Origin of the sequence: Ligilactobacillus hohenheimensis, from assembly GCF_947381805.1 — a bacterium.
Classification (GTDB): Bacteria; Bacillota; Bacilli; order Lactobacillales; family Lactobacillaceae; genus Ligilactobacillus; species Ligilactobacillus hohenheimensis.
Window position 1 is genome coordinate 48,967 of the sequence record NZ_CANCXC010000003.1, and the last position, 20,586, is coordinate 69,552.

Annotated in this window: 20 protein-coding genes and 1 tRNA gene; 8 read left to right on the forward strand and 13 right to left on the reverse strand. The window is 50.4% G+C overall.

Going from position 1 to position 20,586, the window contains the following annotated elements; genetic code table 11:
- Positions 1–21: 21 nt before the first annotated feature.
- On the forward strand, positions 22–261 hold the full coding sequence (dltC, locus tag QOR60_RS04970) for a D-alanine--poly(phosphoribitol) ligase subunit DltC (RefSeq protein ID WP_283582261.1): 240 nt from the start codon (positions 22–24) through the stop codon (positions 259–261).
- Entirely contained in the window at positions 254–1,546 is a 1,293-nt protein-coding gene (gene dltD / locus QOR60_RS04975) for a D-alanyl-lipoteichoic acid biosynthesis protein DltD (protein WP_283582262.1), read from the forward strand. The genes dltC and dltD overlap by 8 nt, the downstream gene beginning before the upstream one ends.
- 42 nt (positions 1,547–1,588) lie before the next feature.
- Here the strand turns inward: dltD and QOR60_RS04980 are convergent, their stop codons facing one another.
- Positions 1,589–2,527: a Ppx/GppA phosphatase family protein gene (locus QOR60_RS04980; protein WP_283582263.1), complete on the reverse strand. Its 939-nt coding sequence runs from the start codon at positions 2,525–2,527 to the stop codon at positions 1,589–1,591.
- A 12-nt stretch (positions 2,528–2,539) separates the two neighbouring features.
- Positions 2,540–3,559, reverse strand: a complete 1,020-nt coding sequence (gene trpS / locus QOR60_RS04985; protein WP_283582264.1) for a tryptophan--tRNA ligase — start codon at positions 3,557–3,559, stop codon at positions 2,540–2,542.
- Between the two features lie 292 nt (positions 3,560–3,851).
- Here trpS and QOR60_RS04990 point away from each other — a divergent pair.
- The 4 genes from QOR60_RS04990 to QOR60_RS05005 all read left to right on the forward strand — a co-directional run bounded on the left by QOR60_RS04990 (position 3,852) and on the right by QOR60_RS05005 (position 6,481).
- A tRNA-Thr gene (locus tag QOR60_RS04990) sits at positions 3,852–3,924 on the forward strand.
- A gap of 516 nt (positions 3,925–4,440) precedes the next feature.
- Positions 4,441–5,028, forward strand: coding sequence for a sigma-70 family RNA polymerase sigma factor (locus tag QOR60_RS04995; protein WP_283582265.1), 588 nt, complete (start codon positions 4,441–4,443; stop codon positions 5,026–5,028).
- A 122-nt stretch (positions 5,029–5,150) separates the two neighbouring features.
- Entirely contained in the window at positions 5,151–5,597 is a 447-nt protein-coding gene (locus QOR60_RS05000; protein WP_283582266.1) for a DUF805 domain-containing protein, read from the forward strand.
- Between the two features lie 14 nt (positions 5,598–5,611).
- Positions 5,612–6,481 carry a DNA/RNA non-specific endonuclease gene (locus QOR60_RS05005; RefSeq protein ID WP_283582267.1) on the forward strand — a complete coding sequence of 290 codons (870 nt, stop codon included), beginning with the start codon at positions 5,612–5,614 and terminating at the stop codon, positions 6,479–6,481.
- A gap of 108 nt (positions 6,482–6,589) precedes the next feature.
- Here the strand turns inward: QOR60_RS05005 and QOR60_RS05010 are convergent, their stop codons facing one another.
- The gene (locus QOR60_RS05010; RefSeq protein WP_283582268.1) at positions 6,590–7,957 is read right to left on the reverse strand and encodes a sugar porter family MFS transporter; all 1,368 of its coding nucleotides are present in this window, start codon (positions 7,955–7,957) and stop codon (positions 6,590–6,592) included.
- A 166-nt stretch (positions 7,958–8,123) separates the two neighbouring features.
- Complete coding sequence (locus QOR60_RS05015) at positions 8,124–11,621, reverse strand: MMPL family transporter (RefSeq protein ID WP_283582269.1); 3,498 nt, start codon at positions 11,619–11,621, stop codon at positions 8,124–8,126.
- Between the two features lie 212 nt (positions 11,622–11,833).
- Between QOR60_RS05015 and QOR60_RS05020 the strand changes: the two genes are divergently transcribed.
- A complete protein-coding gene (locus QOR60_RS05020) occupies positions 11,834–12,460 on the forward strand; it encodes a TetR/AcrR family transcriptional regulator (protein ID WP_283582270.1) in 627 nt (208 codons plus the stop codon).
- 56 nt (positions 12,461–12,516) lie between these two features.
- Here the strand turns inward: QOR60_RS05020 and QOR60_RS05025 are convergent, their stop codons facing one another.
- A complete protein-coding gene (locus QOR60_RS05025) occupies positions 12,517–13,725 on the reverse strand; it encodes an acetate/propionate family kinase (protein WP_283582271.1) in 1,209 nt (402 codons plus the stop codon).
- A gap of 274 nt (positions 13,726–13,999) precedes the next feature.
- Here QOR60_RS05025 and apf (QOR60_RS05030) point away from each other — a divergent pair, with 274 nt between their 5' ends.
- Complete coding sequence (gene apf, locus QOR60_RS05030; RefSeq protein ID WP_283582272.1) at positions 14,000–14,566, forward strand: aggregation-promoting factor; 567 nt, start codon at positions 14,000–14,002, stop codon at positions 14,564–14,566.
- Positions 14,567–14,631: 65 nt separating this feature from the next.
- Here apf (QOR60_RS05030) and QOR60_RS05035 read toward each other — a convergent pair whose 3' ends face one another.
- From QOR60_RS05035 to QOR60_RS05070, 8 genes are all read right to left on the reverse strand, one after another.
- A complete protein-coding gene (locus QOR60_RS05035; RefSeq protein WP_283582273.1) occupies positions 14,632–14,874 on the reverse strand; it encodes an ArsR/SmtB family transcription factor in 243 nt (80 codons plus the stop codon).
- Between the two features lie 4 nt (positions 14,875–14,878).
- Positions 14,879–15,115, reverse strand: a complete 237-nt coding sequence (locus tag QOR60_RS05040) for a hypothetical protein (protein WP_283582274.1) — start codon at positions 15,113–15,115, stop codon at positions 14,879–14,881.
- A 218-nt stretch (positions 15,116–15,333) separates the two neighbouring features.
- The gene (apf, locus tag QOR60_RS05045; protein ID WP_283582275.1) at positions 15,334–16,140 is read right to left on the reverse strand and encodes an aggregation-promoting factor; all 807 of its coding nucleotides are present in this window, start codon (positions 16,138–16,140) and stop codon (positions 15,334–15,336) included.
- Positions 16,141–16,322: 182 nt separating this feature from the next.
- Positions 16,323–16,988: a TVP38/TMEM64 family protein gene (locus tag QOR60_RS05050; RefSeq protein ID WP_283582276.1), complete on the reverse strand. Its 666-nt coding sequence runs from the start codon at positions 16,986–16,988 to the stop codon at positions 16,323–16,325.
- Positions 16,989–17,000: 12 nt separating this feature from the next.
- On the reverse strand, positions 17,001–17,249 hold the full coding sequence (locus QOR60_RS05055; RefSeq protein WP_283582277.1) for a hypothetical protein: 249 nt from the start codon (positions 17,247–17,249) through the stop codon (positions 17,001–17,003).
- A gap of 10 nt (positions 17,250–17,259) precedes the next feature.
- Positions 17,260–18,519, reverse strand: coding sequence for a D-alanyl-D-alanine carboxypeptidase family protein (locus tag QOR60_RS05060; protein WP_283582278.1), 1,260 nt, complete (start codon positions 18,517–18,519; stop codon positions 17,260–17,262).
- Between the two features lie 21 nt (positions 18,520–18,540).
- Positions 18,541–19,695 (reverse strand): sensor histidine kinase, encoded by a 1,155-nt coding sequence (locus QOR60_RS05065; protein WP_283582279.1) that lies wholly within the window; start codon positions 19,693–19,695, stop codon positions 18,541–18,543.
- A 12-nt stretch (positions 19,696–19,707) separates the two neighbouring features.
- Positions 19,708–20,394 (reverse strand): response regulator transcription factor, encoded by a 687-nt coding sequence (locus QOR60_RS05070; RefSeq protein ID WP_283582280.1) that lies wholly within the window; start codon positions 20,392–20,394, stop codon positions 19,708–19,710.
- Positions 20,395–20,586: the final 192 nt, after the last annotated feature.

Sequence of the window (20,586 nt, forward strand, 5' to 3'; positions counted from 1 at the left end):
TTACAAATGGAGGGTTTTATCATGGAAGAAGACATTAAGAACATTCTTGCTGACGCAACTGGACGGGACGCTGCGGACTTTGCTGATAATAGTCAGGACCTCTTTGAATCAGGGCTGATGGATTCAATGGCAACGGTTAGTTTCCTGTTAGCCCTGCAAGACAAGTACGACATCAACGTCCCGGTTTCAGAATTTGACCGGAGCGAATGGAACACAATTGACAAGATTGTCGGAAAGGTCAAGGAACTACAAAATGACTAAGCGTAAACTGTGGCGGATTTTCGGCCCGGTTATTATCGCGGTTCTCTTAATCGTCGGCTTATTTTCCCTTCCCATTGGGAACCATCATTCCCTGCTAACCGAAAAGAAGGCGGCGGTATCCCTTAGTCCGCTGGTAATGAAAAACGAGTCGCTTAAAGTGGAGGCCCTTTCCGACAAAAAAGCCCACTTTGTCCCGTTCTTCGGGTCAAGTGAGTTTAACCGGATGGACCGGTACCATCCGGCCGTAATGGCTGCGCGGTACCACGATTACACCCCGTTCTTCTTTGGTAAGAAGGGGGCCCAATCCCTCCCGCAATACATGAACATGGCAATGATGCCAAAGGAAATGAAGGGGCGGAAGGCCGTTTTCGTTGTCTCCCCCCAGTGGTTCGTTAAGGGCGGGATCAAGCCGGGTGCTTTCCAGATGTATAACGGGATTTTGCAAAACCTGATGTGGCTCCGCCAAGCAAACCCGCATTCCCGGTATGACCGGTACGTTGCCAAACGAATCATCAAGTTAAACGGTGCTGATAACATGACGGCCGTTTACTGCAAGCGAATTGCAAACGGCAAACCGTTATCTGGGCTAGACCGCGCGGTAATTGGTCTCCGGATTAACTTCTTGAAGCATGAGGATGCGCTGTTCTCCGGGATTTCACTCAACAACAACTACGAAGCCCGGATTAAGCCAAAAATTAACCAGCTTCCATCGAAGTACAACTACGATGCCCTGGTTAAGCAGGCCCAGCGCGATGCTAAGCCCGAAACATCAAACAACCGGTTTGGGATTAATAACCAGTTTTACAACAATGAAATTAAGGGTATTCTCCCAAGCCTAAAGGGTGAGCAAAAGCACTTTAACTACACGCAATCAGTTGAATTTAGCGACTTCCAAACGGTCCTGCACCAGTTTAAGAAGACGCACACAAACGTTATCTTCGTTATTCAACCGGTTAACACTAAGTGGGAAACCTACACTGGGTTACCGATGAAGATGTACTATCAGTCAGTGGCCAAGATTAAGTTCCAGCTGCAACAGCAGGGCTTCAACAATATTGTGGACTTCTCCCACGATGGGAATAAACCGGCCTTTATGAATGACACGATCCATATTGGTTATGCTGGTTGGGTTGCGTTCGATAAGCAGGTCAGCAGCTTTATTGATCACAAGCAACCGACCCCCCACTATCACATGAACAAGGCGTTCTTGTCCAAGAAGTGGCAAAACTTAAAACCAACGCAGCAAAACCTGAACGAGTTTAAGCAAACTAAGCTGAACAAGTAAAAGAAATCCCGGAAGAACAGTCATTGTTCCTCCGGGATTCTTTTATTTGCCGTTCTCCTTCTTGGCAGCATCAGCGGTCAATTCGGCGAGTAACCCTTCACGAACACCGCTTTCTGAGAAGATCACCTTCGCCGGGCAGAGCTGTTCAATTAATTGGACGACCGGAGTAAGGCCCCCTAAAATAATGTCTGCGCGGTCGCCTTCAGCTCCCAATAAATGACGCCGTTCGCCGATGCCGACTCCCAGCCACTGTTCATACAGGTCAAGGATTGTCGCCGGTGCCACCGTTACCCCGTGAAGCTGCTGGTTAGAAGCATTCATATCAGCCAGTTCATAACGCGTGACGGCCCGGTTTGTCCCCCCAATTAAGACCAGTGGTTTGCCAAAGCCCTGCTGCAACCACCGAAACTGATTTAACTGGGTACTTAACAGGCGCTGGAGCTGAGCAAGCTGTTGTCCGGTCACGTGGTCCCGTAACCCGAACCGCTCGCTCAGACTAACCGCTCCCCACGGAACGCTCGCACATCCTAGGAGTTGCCGATTTGCTCCCACGGCTAACTCGAAACTGCCACCCCCCATATCACACATGACAAAGTCGCGGACCCCGAGCGTATTAATTACCCCGAGAAAATCGTACCGGGCCTCTTCTTCCCCGCTAAGGACTCGAATGGTGCACCCGGTCTGTTCCTTAACGGGCGCTATCAGTGCTTCTGAATTAGTGGCATTGCGGACTGCAGCCGTTGCAATCGCCACTACCCGGTAGTCGGCAAGTTGCGTATATTCTTGCTGGTATGCGCGCACCGCCGTCATTACCCGCTCAATTGCCTCTGGTTGGAGTTGATGGGTTGTTCCCATTCCCGCCGCCAACCGGGTCATTTGCTTTTTACGGAGCGTTTCCTGCCAGTCCCCGGTTGGTTGCCGGGTATAAACTGCAAGGCGGGTTGAATTAGAACCAAAGTCTAAGATTACAAGGTTTTTCATTTGCTGCCCCCATTAATCAAAGTAGTTAACCCCAATTGCCCGCCGTACTTCAGCAAGTGTTTGGTTGGCCACTTCGTTTGCCCGGGCGCTTCCTTCCTTCAGAATGTCATATACAGCACCCATATCCTGCGCAAACTCCTGCCGCCGTTGCCGAATTGGCGCTAAGACGCCCTCGAGCACTTCGTTCAGGTAGCGTTTAATCTTCACGTCACCCAGTCCACCATGCTGGTACTGAGCCTTCAGCTCAGCAACCTTTTCCTGGTCATCAGCAAAAATATCCAGGTAAGTAAAGACCATGTTCCCCTCAACGTGCCCCGGATCCTCGACGTGAACGTGGGTAGGATCAGTGTACATTGACATGACCTTCTTCCGGAGCGTATCAGCGTCATCTGCCAGGTAAATGGCGTTATTCAACGACTTACTCATCTTGGCGTTCCCGTCTAACCCCGGGAGCCGGCCGGAACCCTTTGGCGGGAAAATCCCCTGTGGTTCAACCAACACATCGCCGTAAATCGAATTAAAACTGCGCACAATTTCGCGTGTTTGTTCAAGCATCGGCTCCTGGTCATCCCCAACCGGAACTAAGCTTGCCTTAAACGCCGTAATATCGGCAGCCTGGCTGACTGGATAAGTGAAAAAGCCGGCCGGAATCGACCGTTCAAAGTTTTTCTGCTTGATTTCCGCCTTGACCGTTGGGTTACGTTCCAACCGCGAAACCGTCACCAAGTTCAGGTAGTACAGATTTAACTCCGATAAAGCCGGAATCTGTGATTGCACAAAAATGGTGGCCTTCGTTGGGTCAATGCCCACGGCCAGATAGTCCAGGGCAACTTCCGTCAGTGACCGCCGAATCTTTTCCGGATCACGGGCATTGTCGGTGAGGGCCTGCTGGTCAGCAATCATAATAAACGGGTCGTACTTTCCCGTATTTTGTAATTCGACCCGCTTCTTTAACGAGCCAATGTAATGGCCAATGTGGAGCTTCCCGGTCGGCCGGTCCCCCGTTAAAATTACCTGCTTCTGTTCACCCATCGTATCTCCTCCTTAAATAAAAAACGACCGCGCCCCATCATAGGACGCTGCCGCGTGGTACCACCTACGTTGCGGGAAACTCCCGCCACTCTTTACGTTATCTATTTTCCACCCTCACGAACCCACTTCGCTTGGCCACGAAACTTTTCAGCACCCGTTTCTCTCTGTCACTGGCCAGCTACTTCCTTCGCTTCATTGGGATCATCCCCATTATAACGAACTTCCAGCGGAATTAAAATTCCTTATTGCAAAAGAACCCCGGATATAATATACTTTTATGGTACTTGATTATGCTACCTTAGCTCAGTAGGTAGAGCATCACCATGGTAAGGTGGGGGTCGTCGGTTCAAGTCCGATAGGTAGCTCTAATAATTGATTCATTAACCGTCTTCTGGACTGTCACAATACTGGCGTCTAGGAGGCGGTTTTTGAATTCCTAACCAGCATCTCGTATCTATCCCCACAATTTTGACCGTAACCATAACTAAATGGCCATCATCCAAACGTTAACCACCGTATTTCCTATAAATTCAGGCAATAGAAAAAACCTAACTGGTCGGCGAGCCGGTTAGGTTTAGATCAGTATGCTATACATACACTTTACTTCGCCCTTAGGATATCATCACCTAATGCAGCCATCGACCCTTAACAGAGCCAGGTGTTTGAACCCCCCGTTCCCACAGCATAAATGCGATTAACACCGTGGCAAAGCCAAGAACTGCGTGCATACTAAAAATTCCAACGAGATCTGACTACCTAAACGCCTTCCCACCCCTTCGACCATTATTCTCATCAAAATTTCACAATTTATGTTCATTTTTGACTACCACTCCCCCACCGGAACCCTTATATTTAAGCCACGGTTCCACAGGAGGTGTTTCATGACAAACACTCGTGCCGATTCGCAGCTTCGAGCTTACTATGCATCACCGACTAGTGCTAATTTCAATGCATTGTTTGACCAGTATTCTCCGCTGGTTCGCAGTATGCTGAGCCGGGTGCGTTTTATCCCCGGCTATGACTGGGACGACCTTGAACAAGAGGCCCGCATCGTCTGCTGGCGGGCCGTGACTTCCTTTTCATTAACAAACGATGTCTCGTTTGGGGCGTATTTCCGGGTTTGTCTTTCACACTGCATTGCTGGATTGATTCGTGAGGCCCATACCCAGAAAAGAGGGGTTGCGTTTGCAACAACATCGCTGGAACACTTTGTTGATACCAGGGGGATTCATCCTAGCGACACCATCGCACACGCACCATCCGCTGAGGATATCGTCATCCTACGCGAATGGCTCCGGATTTACGCGGAACAGCTAAATGTCCGGGAAGCGTTCCTTTTATGGAGCTTTCTGACAGAACCCCGCTGTACTGCCTCAACCCTTGCACAGCAAATGCAGTGCTCCCGTTCGTCAGTTTACAGTCTCCTTTACCGGTGTAAAACGAAACTGCGCCAGCCATCTTCCCAGTGATTACACTTCCACAGTGGAACCGCGCCACCGGGTTTGCCGGTGGCTTTACATAATAACGCCAGCGACCGCAATCTCTGGTAGAATAGAGGTTAGTTACTATTTGCTAAAGGAGTCCAATTGTTATGTTTCGGAATATTTTTCACGCGTGGACCGATTCCTTTCGGTACATCTTCAACTGGCGCAAATCAGCTAGTAGGAAGCAATTCTGGCTTGCCCAGCTAATCCTTCTTCCCATCGCCGTGATTTTTGCGCTTATCAAGTGGTTCTCATGGGGTCATTCAGGCCTACTCGTCGCCCTTGCAATGTTTATCGTTACCGTTTTCTTCGCTGCTAATTGCTTGGCTTCCCTCGGACTAGCTGCCCGCCGACTCCGGGACGTGGGATTCAGCCTGAACGCAGTTATCCTGTTCTTCTGCGCAATGTACCTCGTACGGCTTTTTTCCGGAATTGTTTTTGCGGTCATCTTCGTTCTTGAATTAATTGTCCTGATGCTTCCAACCGATAAACTTCGCGTTGCTCCCCAAAGTATTTGGACGGTTATTTGCGAACCACGCGATGGGCATAAATAGGAAGGAGACGCGTAATGAGAAAAAAGCATAACTGGTTTGGGCGAATTACCGCGGCGGCCCTTGTCTTCCTAACAATTCTTGGGGGAACCATTACCGCTGCCATTCCGGGCATTTCCCGGCCAACAATTACTTCTGTTGCCGCTGATAACGATGATGCAACGGCGGCGCACCTCGCAAGCCTCAATTACCGCTCTGGAACTTCCCCGATTGTTCAGGTTAACGGGGGAAAATCCACCCTGACACTCAGCGACTGGCACTCTAACCATGTTGACTACAGCCACCTTGACCGGCTAAACAGAACCGCTGCGCCCGCAACGGCGATGTTAATGCCGCGCAACGTAGCGAATGATCAGCTCCGGGAACGGCAAACGATCAGGCCCACGGGGTGGCACCAAAAATTTGACCGCCACCACACGGCAATTCTAAACCGGGGCCACATCATTGCCTACTCGCTCTCCAAGGGAATTGCGACGACGGGGCAGTACGACCCCGCCCAACAGTCGGGCGACCAGAATAACCCCCGCAACCTCTTCACCCAGACGGCCTTTTGTAACCAAAAACTGCAAACGATTTATGAGGGGAAGGTGCGGCGTGCTCTCCGGGAAGGTGCCCGGGTTGTTTACCGGGTCCAACCCATTTTTCAGGGAAACGACCTGATGGCAAAAGGAGTATGGATGCAAGCGGTGGGCTCAAACGGGCTTAACTTTAACGTTTACCTGTATAACGTCCAACCCGGATACCAATTTAACTATCAGAACGGGACGTCAACCAGTGATCCAGCAATGACCGTGCCGACCCCGCCGGATGCACCGCATTACGACCGTTACCGGGTTCACGGAATGCGCCATCACTACCACCATTATCGGCGCGTTTGTCGGTGGTAACAGTAATAATTAATTAAAAAACGAGCGTAACAGAAGTTTGAACCCCCGAACCGATAGCTTCGGGTTTCTGCTTCCGTTACGCTCGTTCACTTTACTCAAAAATCCCTTTTAACGGTTTCCCTTCGTATACTGTTGCTCGATTTCTTCCAGCGTGTGCCCCTTCGTTTCCGGAACAGCTAGCCAAACAAAGAGGACCGCCGCAAAACAGACCAACCCAAAAATTCCAAAAACAGTTGCCTGCCTCATCATTGCCGTCATTACCGGGAAAATCAAGCCAACAACAAACGCTCCTACCCAGTTAAGGGCGGACGCTAACCCCGAGGCTTTTCCGCGAACAGCCAACGGGAAGATTTCGCCAACCAGCACCCACGTCAAGGGCGCCCACGTAAACCCGTAGAGCGCAACGTAAATGCATAGCAGGACCAGCGTGATGAACGGATTAGCGTGCGGCCACAGCCAGTTAATTACTACCGGAAGGACAAATGCTAGCCCCATTCCGGTACCACCAAAAATCAGCAAAGTGCGGCGGTTAAAGTGACTTGCAATGGCCAGGAAAACAAACGATGCCCCCAACAGGATTAATCCCTCAATTACGGGCCACATTAAATTGGAAGCTGCCGCATGTCCCGTTGCCTGGGCCACGATTAATGGGATGTAGTAGAAAATAGCATTGACTCCAATAAACTGTTGTAACCCCGCAACGCCGACACCGGCAATTACTAATGCGCGGTACTTTCCCGTCAGCATTTGACCGTACGGCAGGGCCCGTTCAGCCGCATCCTGGGCGCTAACCTGCTGAATCGTCGCAATTTCCGCATCAATGTCAGCATCGGGCTGCATTACCCGAAGAACCTGTGCAGCCGCCGCACGGTTCCCCTGAACCATTAAGAACCGGGGCGTCGCCGGCAGTCTCAAACTCCCAACTAAAAGAATCAGCGCCGGAACCGCCGCCATTCCAAGCATGGCTCGCCATGCAAGCGAAGCGGGTAAATCCTTTAAGCAGTAATCAACCACGTACGACAGTAACGTCCCCGCCGCAATCATGGTAAAGTTAATCCCCGTCATCCGGCCCCGCAACCGCGCAGGCGCCATTTCGGCCATGTACGCCGGAACAATCGCCGAGAGCGCCCCCACGGATAACCCGAGAATAATCCGGACGGCAATCAACAACCACCCGCCATCATTCGGAACAACCGCTGAGACGAGGGACCCACAGGCAAAAACCGTTGCCGCTATGGTAATCATGGTTTTACGGCCATACCGGTCCGCCCACCGGCCAGCTAACAGGCCCCCAAAAATTGCCCCGAACATCAGCGACGAAGTAATCATTCCAATAATTAGCGCGTTGTGCATGTGCCAATCCAGCTGGAGAAATGGCAGGGCACCGGTCATTACCCCGATGTCGTACCCGAATAAAATTCCCCCAAATGAGCCAAAAAAGTATACGTACGGCCGTGAGAGTCGTTCCTTTTGCATCTAAATCCCCCACCTTCTTCAGTTTCTCTCGGTATATTATAAGCAAAACAACGCGATGTGCCTAATGCTTTGCTCGCAAAATTAGAATTCTTCAAAAATAATTCTGACCAAAAAAGGGGCCAGCTGGTCTGCTGGTCCCTTATGCCATATTTTCAATTCACGCTAGCTACTTCTTCCGCCGCCGCACAACTTCGGCCTCCTTTTCCATCCGATCCGTTAACGGGTATGTCAACCGCAACAGACTCGGGATAATCAGTGGAATGGCAAAGACCAGAATAATCAACCCGATAATTACCACGAGGGCAACCTGGATCAACGTCAACACACCTGACGGAATCAACGCGGCAAACGTTCCGCTCAGGATAGTAGCCGCGGAAATGACCACCGCCCCGATTTCGAGAGCCGCCGTTACAATTCGTTTAGCCGGCGTTGCCGAACCCATGTCAAATTCACGGTACCGCATCATCAGGAAGATACTGTAGTCAACCCCCAACGCAATGAGGACAACGAAGCCAAAGAACGGTGTGTTCCAGGTCAACATTGAATGCCCCATCGTAACGGTGCTAATCCACCGCGTAATATCCAGCGACATCACGTACGCCAGAAGAAGGGTTCCAACAATGTAGAGCGGTTGGAGAACCGAGCGGGTAATTACCATCAATGCCAGGAGAATCCCCGTCAGCATGATTGCCGCCGTCCGCACAAAGTCGTTTTGGGCCACCTTATGCGTATCGTTTGTCTTTGCGGACTGCCCGCCCAAGGCAACGGTTGCCCCAGCAAGCGGCGTCCCCTTCACTGACTGGTTAACGATTGCCCGGAGTTCATCAACCTTGTGCATTGCCCGTAATGAACTTGGGTTCATGTCCAGAATAATCGTGAACTTAACGGCCTTTTTATCAGCTGACAAGTAGCTGTCTTCCGCCGTCTTGTACGTCTTACTCTTCAAAATATTCTTTGGCACGTAGTACGTGTCTGCCGCGGCAGAATTCTTCAACCCCGTCAGGTAGCTATTTGCCGCACCGACACCGTCGTTAATCTTTTGGGCACCAGCGCTGGCAGTTTGCAACCCGTATTCAAGCTGCTGCATCTGGCCGATAAGCCCCTGCATCTCCGTTGCCATCTGGGTAATACCGTCATTTAGCGTCGATAACCCGGCCGTTAACTCACCCTGCTTAGCAGCTAGAAGCGCTGCACCATTCTCAAGTTGGTTGGCACCGGCGGCCGCACTAGCTACCCCGTTGGTGTACTGCTGGAGGCTATTTTGCATGCCGCTCGCCCCGTTTTGCAGCTGGTTAAGCCCGTTTGCCACCTGAGCCGAACCGTTCTGCAACTGGCCAAGAACGTTGGACAGTTGGCTGGCTGAGGACTGCAACTGGTTAAGCTGCTGTCGCATTGCGCCGACGTTCATTCCGCTCGCCTGCTGTTTCAGGTTATTTAGCTGATCGCTCGCACTCTTCAGGGTGTTTAACTGACTGGAAAGCTGATTCCCAGCCTGCTGAACGTTCCCCATATCGTTTTGCAGGTTCTGGGCCGCCGACTTAGCGTCGTTCACCGCCCCACTGTTCTGCTGCTGCATCTGACCAACGGCCTGTTGCAGGGCGCCCTGCAGTTGCTGTTTCTGTTGCGGGGATAACCCTGAAACCGCGCCGGCGACCTGATTGGCGACCTGGTTGGTGTCAACCCCGTTACCGCCCATCTTACCAAGGGCCTGTTGCAGGGCAGCCGCATCATTTTTCGCCTTATTACTATTTTGTTCAAGGGACTGGGCAGTTTGTTGAACCTTCCCCATATCAGGCATGTTATTCAACGCATTAAGCGCACTGTTCATCGAGTTAAGCGCTGAGTTTAACTGGCTTAACTGTTGCGGGTTCAGCTGTGATTGAACCTGCTGCTGAACCTGGCTCAAGCCGTTTGCCACCTGGTTAGCTCCGTTTTGCAGCTGGCCAATACTATCAACCAGCTGACCCGTGCCGTTCTGGATCGCGCCTTGTTGGGCATTCAACAGGTTAAGTCCGTTGCCAAGCGTTCCCGCACCGTTTGCCAGGGTGTTAGCGCCAGCCTGAAGCTGTTCGCTCCCGCTCAATAGCTGGTTAGAGCCAGTAGCCAGCATGTTAACCCCATCAATTCCACCTTGCAGGTTTGCGCCCTGCATTTGGGCAACCGCACCGTTCAACCCATTACTAATCTGGTTCAACCCTTTCCGGGCATCCTTCATTCCGCTCGTAATCGTTCCCAGTTGATCCTTAACGTACAGCTGTTTGATGCGCCCACCACCAGGTTCCGTCACCGTCGCAACCGTCTTTACTCCTGGAACCCGCTGTAAGCGCTGGGCAAGCGCATCAATCTCCCGCAGGTCCTTTTCGTTATCCAGCCGGTGGTTTGTCCGGATGTATAACGTGGTCGGCTCTGCGGTCCCCGGAGTGAAGTGCTTTTGCACGACGCGGAATCCTTCCTTAGCCGGGAGGGTATCCCGCAACTCGACAAGCGTGTCGTAGTTTAGCGGGTGGCTTCCGGACAAGAGGAACGGTAAGGCACATAAAACAGCAACGCCAAGGCCGAGAAGCGGCATTTTCACCGCATTGGATGAAATCCAGTGCCATAACTTACTCTTGCTGGATCCGTTAAACTGCTTAGTCGGCCAGAAGATCTTCTGCCCTAACAGCGCCATAAAGAACGGGTTAAGTGTGAGCAGTGCCAGCAGCAGAACCGCTACGGCTACGGCCACCCCAAGCGTTGACTTATAAATACTAAACTTAGCTAATCCAAGCGTTGCAAACCCGATCAGAACGGTGGAACCACTCATGAGAATCGTATGACCCGCTACCTTCAACGCGTTGCGGGTCGCCGTTACCCGGTCGAGTCCCTTACTGAGCTCCTCCTTAAACTGGTCAAACAGCAAGATATTGTAGTCCGTCCCAATCCCAAAGAGCACAACCACCATGAAAACCTGGGTAAAGTTCGATAGTGGGAACCCAAAGTGCTTGGCCAAATTCATCACAACGCTCAGTGAAATCAGGAACGAAATTCCCACTGAAAGGAGTGAGAAAACCGGGGTAAGCGGTGAGCGGAAAACGTACGCCAGCACAATGAAGATGAAAATAATGGTGATTAACTCCGTCTTCTTGATTCCCTCTTCGGTTTCAGCATCAAAGTCATCCTGGAGGATATCCGCGCCGGTCACGTAGGTTTTTACCCCTGCGGTTTTTGCTCCCTGTTCGAGCTTTTCACGCATCTGGGCAACCGGCTCCTTCTTATCAACGTTTAACTGCAGCAGTTCCGTTGTTTTATCCTTAGAAATCAGCTGCTTTTTCGTATACTTGTTTTCATTTGGCGCCGTCATCGCCTTAATATGATACCGCTGCTTATGCGCCTTCAGGTACGAAATCGTCGTGTTAATCCGGTGTTTCTGCTGAGCACTCAGCTTATCATTTCCGTTATTAAACACCACGACAACTTCCCGCGTATTGTCCATGTGATGTCCCCAATGATTTTGAATCACCTGGGCCACCTGACTATTCGCTGATGCTGGAAGCTTAATTTGGCCCTTTTCCCGCACCAACGCGCTAATATTTGGCATCATGAAAAGCCCTGCAAGAAGCAGAACAATCCAAACCAGCGCCTGAGCAATGTAGCGCCGTTTATGCCGTTGGTTTTGTTCGTTCATAATATTCTCCTTTCTTCCCTTTTCACTGTTTCTCGCGAAATAAACACAGTGTTGCTTTTCACGTATCATGATACCGCGATTATAACCCCGCGACAACGGACAAAACCAGCGAAAGTGTTGCCCTAATTTCATTGATTATTGGTTTTTTAAGCAACAATATGTTGTTTTAAGAGAAGAACATGGTAGGATAAACGTAGCGAGGGGGAGTACATATGGCAGTGCACGGAAAAGTCGCAACAACGCAACGAAAAATCAAGGCCGCCTTTATTTACCTGGTAAACGAAAAGGGCCTCAGTCGCGTGACCGTCAAGGATATTACGCAAGCGGCGGGCATTAACCGCAGTACGTTTTACAAGCATTTTGTGGATAAACCGGCCCTGGTTAACCATTACGAGCAAACCATCCTCACGGAAATCGCCGCTTCATTAAATGATGGTTTCATTAAGCATTTACCAGAAAACGGCGTGGCCACCGCTGAATCCCAAATGAAGTTGTACGCAACGGTTAGTAAAATCGTGGATTACATTTACGAGGAATTCGACCTCGCCAAGGCGCTCCTCGGTCCGAACGGGGATCCCCACTTCGAGGATAAGATTAAGCGTTGGCTAATCGACATCATTGATAAGGACCTCGACATCATTAAGGGAAACCACCAGATGACGCCCACTCTCCCCAACGACTACGCGCATGAAATCATTATTTCCCAAATCCTTGACATCATTAAGCTGTGGTTGACTAAGGACAACCCCGAACCACCCCAGCAAATTACCGAAATTATCATGCGGACCCGCTACATGAGTCCCCACGATATTCTGGGGGTTACCAATTCTGGAAATTAAAGAAAAACGGATCGTCCAAATAAGGATGATCCGTTTTTCACACGTTATCTTACCAATTAATGACTAGCAGCCTGTTCGCGTTGCTGCTCTGCCTTAATTTGCTGAACCATGAACAGTTCCTCGTTTGTTGGTACAAGAAGTACCCGCACGGCCGAATCCGGCGTTGAAATCAATCCTTCGCCCCCGTGATTCAGTTGCTCGTTCTTGGTGGCATCGAGCTTAATTCCCAGAAGTGCTAGTTGGCGGCACACTTCCTGGCGAACATACGCATCGTTTTCACCGATTCCCCCCGCAAAAGCGATGGCATCCACACCACCCATCTCCACGGCATAACTGCCCACAAACTTAACAATCCGGTTAATGAAAACATCCACGGCTAACTTTGCCCGCTCGTTGGTTTCGTACTGCGCCATAATATCCCGCATGTCCGAAGAAATCCCGGAGATGCCATACATTCCCGATTCCTTATTGAGCAGGTTAAGGACTTCTCGGGCGGATTTTCCCAGTTTATCCATTAAAAACGGGACGATCTCGGGGTCCACGTCCCCACTCCGGGTCCCCATCGTAATCCCGTCAAGGGGCGTAAAGCCCATCGACGTGTCAAAGGCGTGCCCGTCACGATCAGCGGTAATTGACGCCCCGCCACCCAGATGCAGGGTAATGATGCGCAAATCATGAACATCCCGGTCAAGGAGGGTCGCTACCCGGTTCATCAGGTATTCATGGCTGATCCCGTGCTCCCCGTACCGCCGAATGTGGTATTTTTCGGTGTATCTATAGGGAAGACTGTAAATCGCGTTCATTTCAGGCATCCCCAAGAAGAATTTACTGTCAAAAACCGCGTACTGGGGAACGTCAGGGAGAACCCGCTGCATAAGTTTAATGTACTTGGCCTCCATCGGATTATGAAGCGGCGCGTAATCACTCATTGCAATAATCCTTTCTAACCGCTCGGGGGTCACCCGCACTGCATGCTCGAACTCGTGGCCCCCTGCAACTACCCGGTGGCCCACACACGAAATCTTATCCAGCGTCGTAATCCCTAATTCCTGAATCTTATCAATAATTAACTGCGCCGCTGCAGCGTACGTTAAATTATCAACTACCGTTTCGTCCTGCTTGCCGGCATACTTAATGGTTAATTTTGACTGGGGGAGGTTAATCCGCTCCACTTCTCCCCGAGCCAAAAGCTCCTCCGTCTTCATCCGAAACAACTTCCACTTAACCGACGAACTTCCCGCATTCATAAGAAGAATATGTGCCAATTAGACCATCCCCCAATCATTTTGTTCCTATTATACCGTACGCCTCCTTCACCAAAACCCCCTATTTATTAAATAGATCCTAACAAAGCCGGTTTCCGTTACAAAATATTACAAATATAGGGGAATATTACAGGAACAGCCGATTTCGTAATTTAGCTGCTACACGGGTGTCACCTTCCCCCCGTATACTATGAATTGTTGGTTCGGGGAAACGATATCCCGAATGAGTAAGAAGTATAGCAAGTATCATACATTACAGGAGTGAAGATATTTTATGAATTTAAAGAAGACACTTGCATCTGCAGCAGCATTAGGTGGAGTTTTTGCCGTTAGCGCCGTTGCTAAGGCTGACACGGTAACCGTTAAGGCGGGTGACACGCTTTCAGCATTAGCCCAGAAGTACAACACAACGGTTGACGCAATCGTTAAGCAAAACCACATCTCAAACGCTAACCTGATTTACGTTGGGCAGCAGCTTCAGATTGGGAACGACAACCAGGCTCAGTCAAGCAACCAGAACAACGGCCAGGCTAACAACAACGCCGCTGCTAACGTCCAGAACCAGAACAACCAGGCTACCACCACGCAGAGTGACAACGGCGGCCAGCAGTTATCAGGTTCTGAAGCAGCCGCACGGGCATGGATCGTTGCTCGTGAATCAGGTGGCAACTACAACGCACGGAACGGCCAGTACATCGGTAAGTACCAGCTGAGCGCTAGCTACCTTGGCGGTGACTACTCACCAGCTCACCAGGACGCGGTTGCTAATCAGTACGTTGCTAGCCGGTACGGTTCTTGGGTAAACGCTCAACGCTTCTGGGAATCACACGGTTGGTACTAAGATTTAGCATCAGCTAATAAATAGATATTGAAAAACAGGTCCTTAACGGGGCCTGTTTTTTGTGCTTAATCATCGTTTTCATCCAAGTAATCAAAGAACCGGGGAATCAACGCTGTGAGCTTGTCCGTTACCTGATAAAAAACGAACTTGCCCTGCCGGTGTGGCACAACCATACCGCTCTCCCTTAACAGCTGCAGGTCGCGGGAAACGGTCGACTCGGCACATCCTAATGAACTGGCAAGCGTTTGGGTAGTCTGCGGTTGCTCATTTAGAACCCTTAGAATGCGTAACCGCAACGGATCACCCAACGCCTTAAAAAAACCGCTCTAAGGATGGGAATGCCGTTTGACTAATAACCTTATCAAACCCGTAATTAATAATGGCGTTATTTTGGCTCTGCGAAACAAACAGGTGCGGCCACGTAAACAGACTAGGAATTAAAAGCAGGACCCCGGAGTTACCAATATCAATCTCCTGATTAAAGGGTTTGGTAACTACGATTTTATTATTATTCCAGAAGATCCGGTCCCGTTGCAGCGCAGTTATCAAGTGGGAAAAGCCCTGCTGTAAAAGTGCGGTTTCCTCCTGGATTTTCCAAATTAACAGGAATTAGGATCGGCTACCCGTCACGCTTATCCTCATCGTTTTAGTCCTCATTATAAGCCGGCAAACGCCCCGTCAGCGCGCATAGCTGCAATCATCAAGCCCATGCAAAAACGGGAAGGCCATTTGACCTTCCCGTTTTCAGTGTTATTTTTTTATTAGTTTTAGTACCAACCACACTGCTTCCAGTGGTTCTCGGCGTTAACCCATGAACCATACCGGCTTGAAACGTACTGGTTAGCAACCCGGTCCTGGTTAGCCGGTGAGTAGTCACCGTGTAAGTATGACCGTGATAACTGGTACTTCCCGTAGTAGTTTCCGTTCGTGGCGTTGTAGTTACCACCTGACTCGCGGGCAACAATCCACGCCCGGGCAGCAGCATTAGCAGCATCCAGCCCACCGTTGTTTGAAACAGGGGCCTGGGTAGAACGAACGACATGCTGCACTGTCCGGTTAGCGTTGTTGTAGTTAACCTGGTTTTGCCGTTGAGCGTACTGTTTCTCATCAGCTTGCTTCTGCTGCGCCTGTTGAGCAGCCTTAGCAGCAGCCTCTTCTTGAGCCTTTTGCTGGGCTTCCTGCTGAGCCTGAGCGGCAGCAGCTTGGGCCTGAGCATTTGCCTGCGCCTGTTGCTGTTCCTTAGCAGCCTGGGCAGCGGCATCCTGGGCTTGCTGAGCAGCAGCGGCCTGAGCTTCAGCGTTTGCCTGCGCCTGAGCGGCAGCAACTTGGGCCTGAGCATTGCTCTGCTGAACCGTCTGGCCAATCTGGAGCTGCTGGCCAACGTAAATTAAGTTCGGGTTCTGCAGGTTATTCTGCTGAGCAATCTGGGCAACCGTTGAATTGGTCTCCTGAGCAAAGCCCCAAACCGTATCCCCCTGCTGAACCGTAACAACATCGGCATTAGCGGCAACTGATCCTGCAGCTACGACTCCCGCCATTGTTGCAACTGACATTAAAACCTTGTTCAACTTCATAAACTAAACTCACTCCTGTAAACTAATCTTTTATTTACAACTAATCAATCCCTAATCTCCTAGGGTAACTATCTCTAAGTATAAGGAACATATGTAACAGCCTTTTGCCAGCAAAATTACTAAATGGCGTTATTCTGTAACATAAGCGTTATTTTGTAACATTCTGTAATATAACGAAAATGCTACCCTTCCTGCCGGTACCGCCGCACAACGTGGTGAAGCCGGCGGAAAAGTAACACTCCTGCAATCAGAAGTAGCAGCCCGCCCCCGACAATTAATAAGCGCCGGTAGCTTCCCCGTAAGAGGGCGTCACCCCCAAAGGCATACAAAAAAGCAGTCGGCAAACTGCCGCCAATAACTGCCGCAGTAATCTTCGGGCCCCGAAGCCGCGCTTTAACTACCGCGTAACTCACCAGGGCAGAGGGAATCACCGGAATCATGTAACCCAACATTGCGGTTATTCCCGGATAGCCCGTTGCGCGCAAGTTAATTCGGGGATGTTTTTTATTCTGGGCTGGAAGCTCAGCGAGGGTCATAATCACACCGCTATTTCCAAGCGCCATTCCAATGACGTTCATCAAAAACCCCACAATCGGACCGTACGCAACCCCATTAAAAACGCATACAATGGAACTTGATACACCAGGAACCGCCGTCATTGCAGCGGTTAATAAAATTAAAATCACCGCACTTACCGGACCGTGGTGGCGTAATAGTTGCCGTAAACCCGTTCGCCCAAGGGGTAACCCTAACCGAAAATCAGGATAGTACTGATGAACAACCAATATTCCTAAAATGATAATCAGGACAATGCCGCCACCAACTAACCATTTCCGTTTATCCTTCACGTCAACCTCCAATTAGCCTAACCACCAACTAATCGCTATGATTAGCACCAGGACAACAATCAATCCCCATTCCTGGGCAGTTAACCGCCGCCGAACAATCCCGGCTGCCCCCGTTGTACAGAGGGCTAGCCAACCGAGCGGGGAAAGCCACCGCAGCACCGTTGCGCGGCCAAGAAAGAAGCCGAGCGCCACTACCACAAACAGGGCAATTACCAATAGCACCGTTGCCCCATAAAATATCCGGGTAAATCTTTCCCGCATCCTTCTCCTCCTATACTAATCGCATCAACCGGGCCCACCAGCTCAGCCGGGCAGTCGACTGCGTGGCTTCGACCGGAAGCTTTATCGTTGTTGTTCCATCCATGCATCGCAACCCCCGGGCCGTTAAGTTAAGGGTCCCCACCCGCTGATCACGCGCGACCGGCGCTACGAATTGATTATTTTTAGCGTGATTCGGGAGGGCCGTCACCCTTTTTTGGAGCCGGGCTCCTTTCCGAACCCAAACGGCCGTTTCCTTTCGGGGAGCAACCGTAACGCGGTGTTTATGCCCGTTCATTACACGAATTGTCCGTGCTCCCCGAACCGGCCGATGGGCTGCAATGCGCTGTACGTTGTAATTATTAGTTACCTGGTCCAGTAACTGTTTAGTTGCCGTAAACCGCGCATTCTGGTTGTTATTAGGTACCCCTAAGACAACCGTAATCAACCGGCGACCCTGCACATCAACAACGCCCACGAAGCACTGGCCTGCTGCCTTTGTTAACCCCGTTTTCAGTCCTAAAACGTGGTACGCCGGATCAGCTGCCGCTCCACCCGGCAACATTTGGTCAGAACCCTGGTATTGGTGACCGGCAAACGTAATTTGCCGCTGTTGACTCATCTTTAGTATTCCAGGATCCGCCCGTAACAGGTGCTGCGTTACAACCACGAGGTCCCGTGCAGATAGCTGGTCCTTCGCTGTTTTAGAAACACCTGCAACCCGGTCGGCCCCATCATCACCGTTATCCAAGCCGTTAGCGGTGTACATCTTAGCATCCTGAATTCCCCACCGCTGAAGCTGGGTCCGCATCATAGCCGCAAACTTTGCGGGATGATTATGGGAAACAGCATCGGCCAGGGCCTGCGCCGCGTCATTGGCAGAACAAACCAACGCCGCTTGAAAGAGATCCCGCACCCGGTACTTCTTTCCAGCGGTTAACGGAACGTTCATTAACACCTTATCCTTAGTCAACCCAGCCGCCGCCTTTGAAACGGTAATTCGTTGGTTCCACTGCAGTTTTCCTGACTTAATCTGTTGCACCACAATGTATAACGTCACTAACTTGGTTAGCGATGCAACCGGAACGGCTTGGCGGCTGTTTTTCGCCGCAAGAATCTGGCCGGTCTGGTTGTCAACAACCATCTCAGCCCGGACATTCGCCTGGTTCGCGCGCAATACCCCCGTTTGCGCAGCATAAACTGGAAGGACGCCCCCCACTACGGTTAGGGCAAGAACCACCACTTCCACTACCATAATTCCAAAACGTTTCATTCCTTTTCAATCCCCTAAACATTAATTCCGTGGCGGCTGCAGTTTATCCGCATGGTTAACTGGAAGGTGAACCTTGAACTTTGTCCACTGGTCGTCAGACGTTACCTGAATGTACCCGTGGTGCCGCGCAACGATTCCCTGCGTAATGGCCAATCCCAGCCCAGTTCCACCCGTCTTCCGGGAGCGGGAACCTTCCACCCGGTAAAACCGGTCAAAGAGCTTAGGAAGAGCATCAGCCGGAATTGGTTCCCCGTCATTTGCCACGGTAACCACTACTTCTTGGGAAGAAGGTTTACGGCACGTTACAACGATGTGCTTGCCGTCCTTCCCATACTTGATTGCGTTTGTAATGAGGTTACTAAAAACCCGGGCAAGTTTTTCCGGATCAACTTCCACCTGAAGGTCATCCGGAACATTCGAGGCTAACTCCATCCCTTTTTCTTCAGCTTCTAACTCAAAACTGGCCGTTAACTGCTCGAGCATGGATCCCAGGTTAATCGTTGTTAATTTCAACGGATTATCCGTCTGCTGAATCTTAGTGTACTCAAAGAGGTCATCCACAAGCGATTTCATCTGCTTCGCCTTTAAATACGCCGTATGGGTATACTTCAGGAGATCATCCTCATCCTTATACTGCCCATCCTCGATTAACCCCAAGTATCCGATGATGGAGGTCAACGGGGTCCGGATATCGTGACTAACATTGACAATTAGTTCATCCTTCGACCGTTCAATCCGCCGCTCCTCCGCCATTGCATTAGTCGTACTATCAACTAACGTATTGATACTGGTAACAATCCGCTGCATCTGTCCCTTCAAAACAAACGGAATCCGGTGTTCAAAGTGCCCCGCTCCAATGTAATGGAGTTCCATGATGATGTGCCGGAGTTCAATCTGGTGCATTCGCCGCACTAGCCGCCAGTGCACAATGATAAAATCAATCACCATCATTACCAAAACAAAGATGGTTCCCCAACTAAGCATTGTTGCCCGGTTAGCCCCGAAGACAAATGATGTTTTTAATGCAAAAAGGCCTAACCGGAGCTGCGGGTCAGATGAAATCTCCGTATTAAGGATTACAAAGGCGGACATTTCGAGCAGTAACAGTAAGATTAACGTTACGACACCCTCACCAACTAACTCACTCTTTTCCCGCGATGTTAGCTTTAACTTCATTTTTTCTTTGTACTACGCCTCAATCTTGTAACCAACGCCCCAAACGGTCTGAATTACCTTTTCACCACCGGTGGCTTCCTCAATCTTGTCCCGTAAGTGACTAACGTGGACCATCACGGTTTTCGCGGAAACAACCGATTCCTGACGCCAAACCCGTTCGAAAATTTCGTCCGCGGAAAATACCCGGTTCGGGTAACTTGCTAATAAGTATAAGATCCCAAATTCGAGGGCCGTCAGCTGAATGTTATTCCCGTTCACCGTCTTAACTTCGTGGGAATCCTTCTTGATAATTAGCGGCCCCACTTCAATCTTATCCGGTTCGTCATTCTTAACTTCGTGCTGCGCCCGCCGAAGAAGCGACTTTACCCGGGCCATAACTTCCAGCGGGTTAAACGGCTTCGTTACGTAATCATCGGCCCCCTGAACAAGTCCCTGAATCTTATCCAGATCATCCGTCTTAGCGGAAAGCATCAAAATCGGAATCTGCGAATCACGCCGCACTTCCCGGACGACTGCCAGTCCGTCCATTTCTGGCATCATCACGTCAAGAATCATAAGCGCAGTATCCGGATTAGTGTTTAACTTTGTGAGGGCTTCCCGGCCATTGTAGGCCTTCTCTACTTCGTAACCTTCATTTTCGATGTAAATGCCGAGTAATTCAACAATTTCCTTATCGTCATCAACAACTAAAATTTTCATTCGTCACGTCTCCTTACCTGTCCACAAATCACGTGGGCGATTAGCTTCATTATAGCAAACTTCGCCCACTCCCTGAAAAATGATGCGGGGTAACCTTACCCAATACAAACAAACCGGCTGCCCGTCATTCCCCGTCCTGTCGCAGGTTCTGCCGTTCAACCGGTTTGTTTTTGCTATTATTTAAAATTAAGT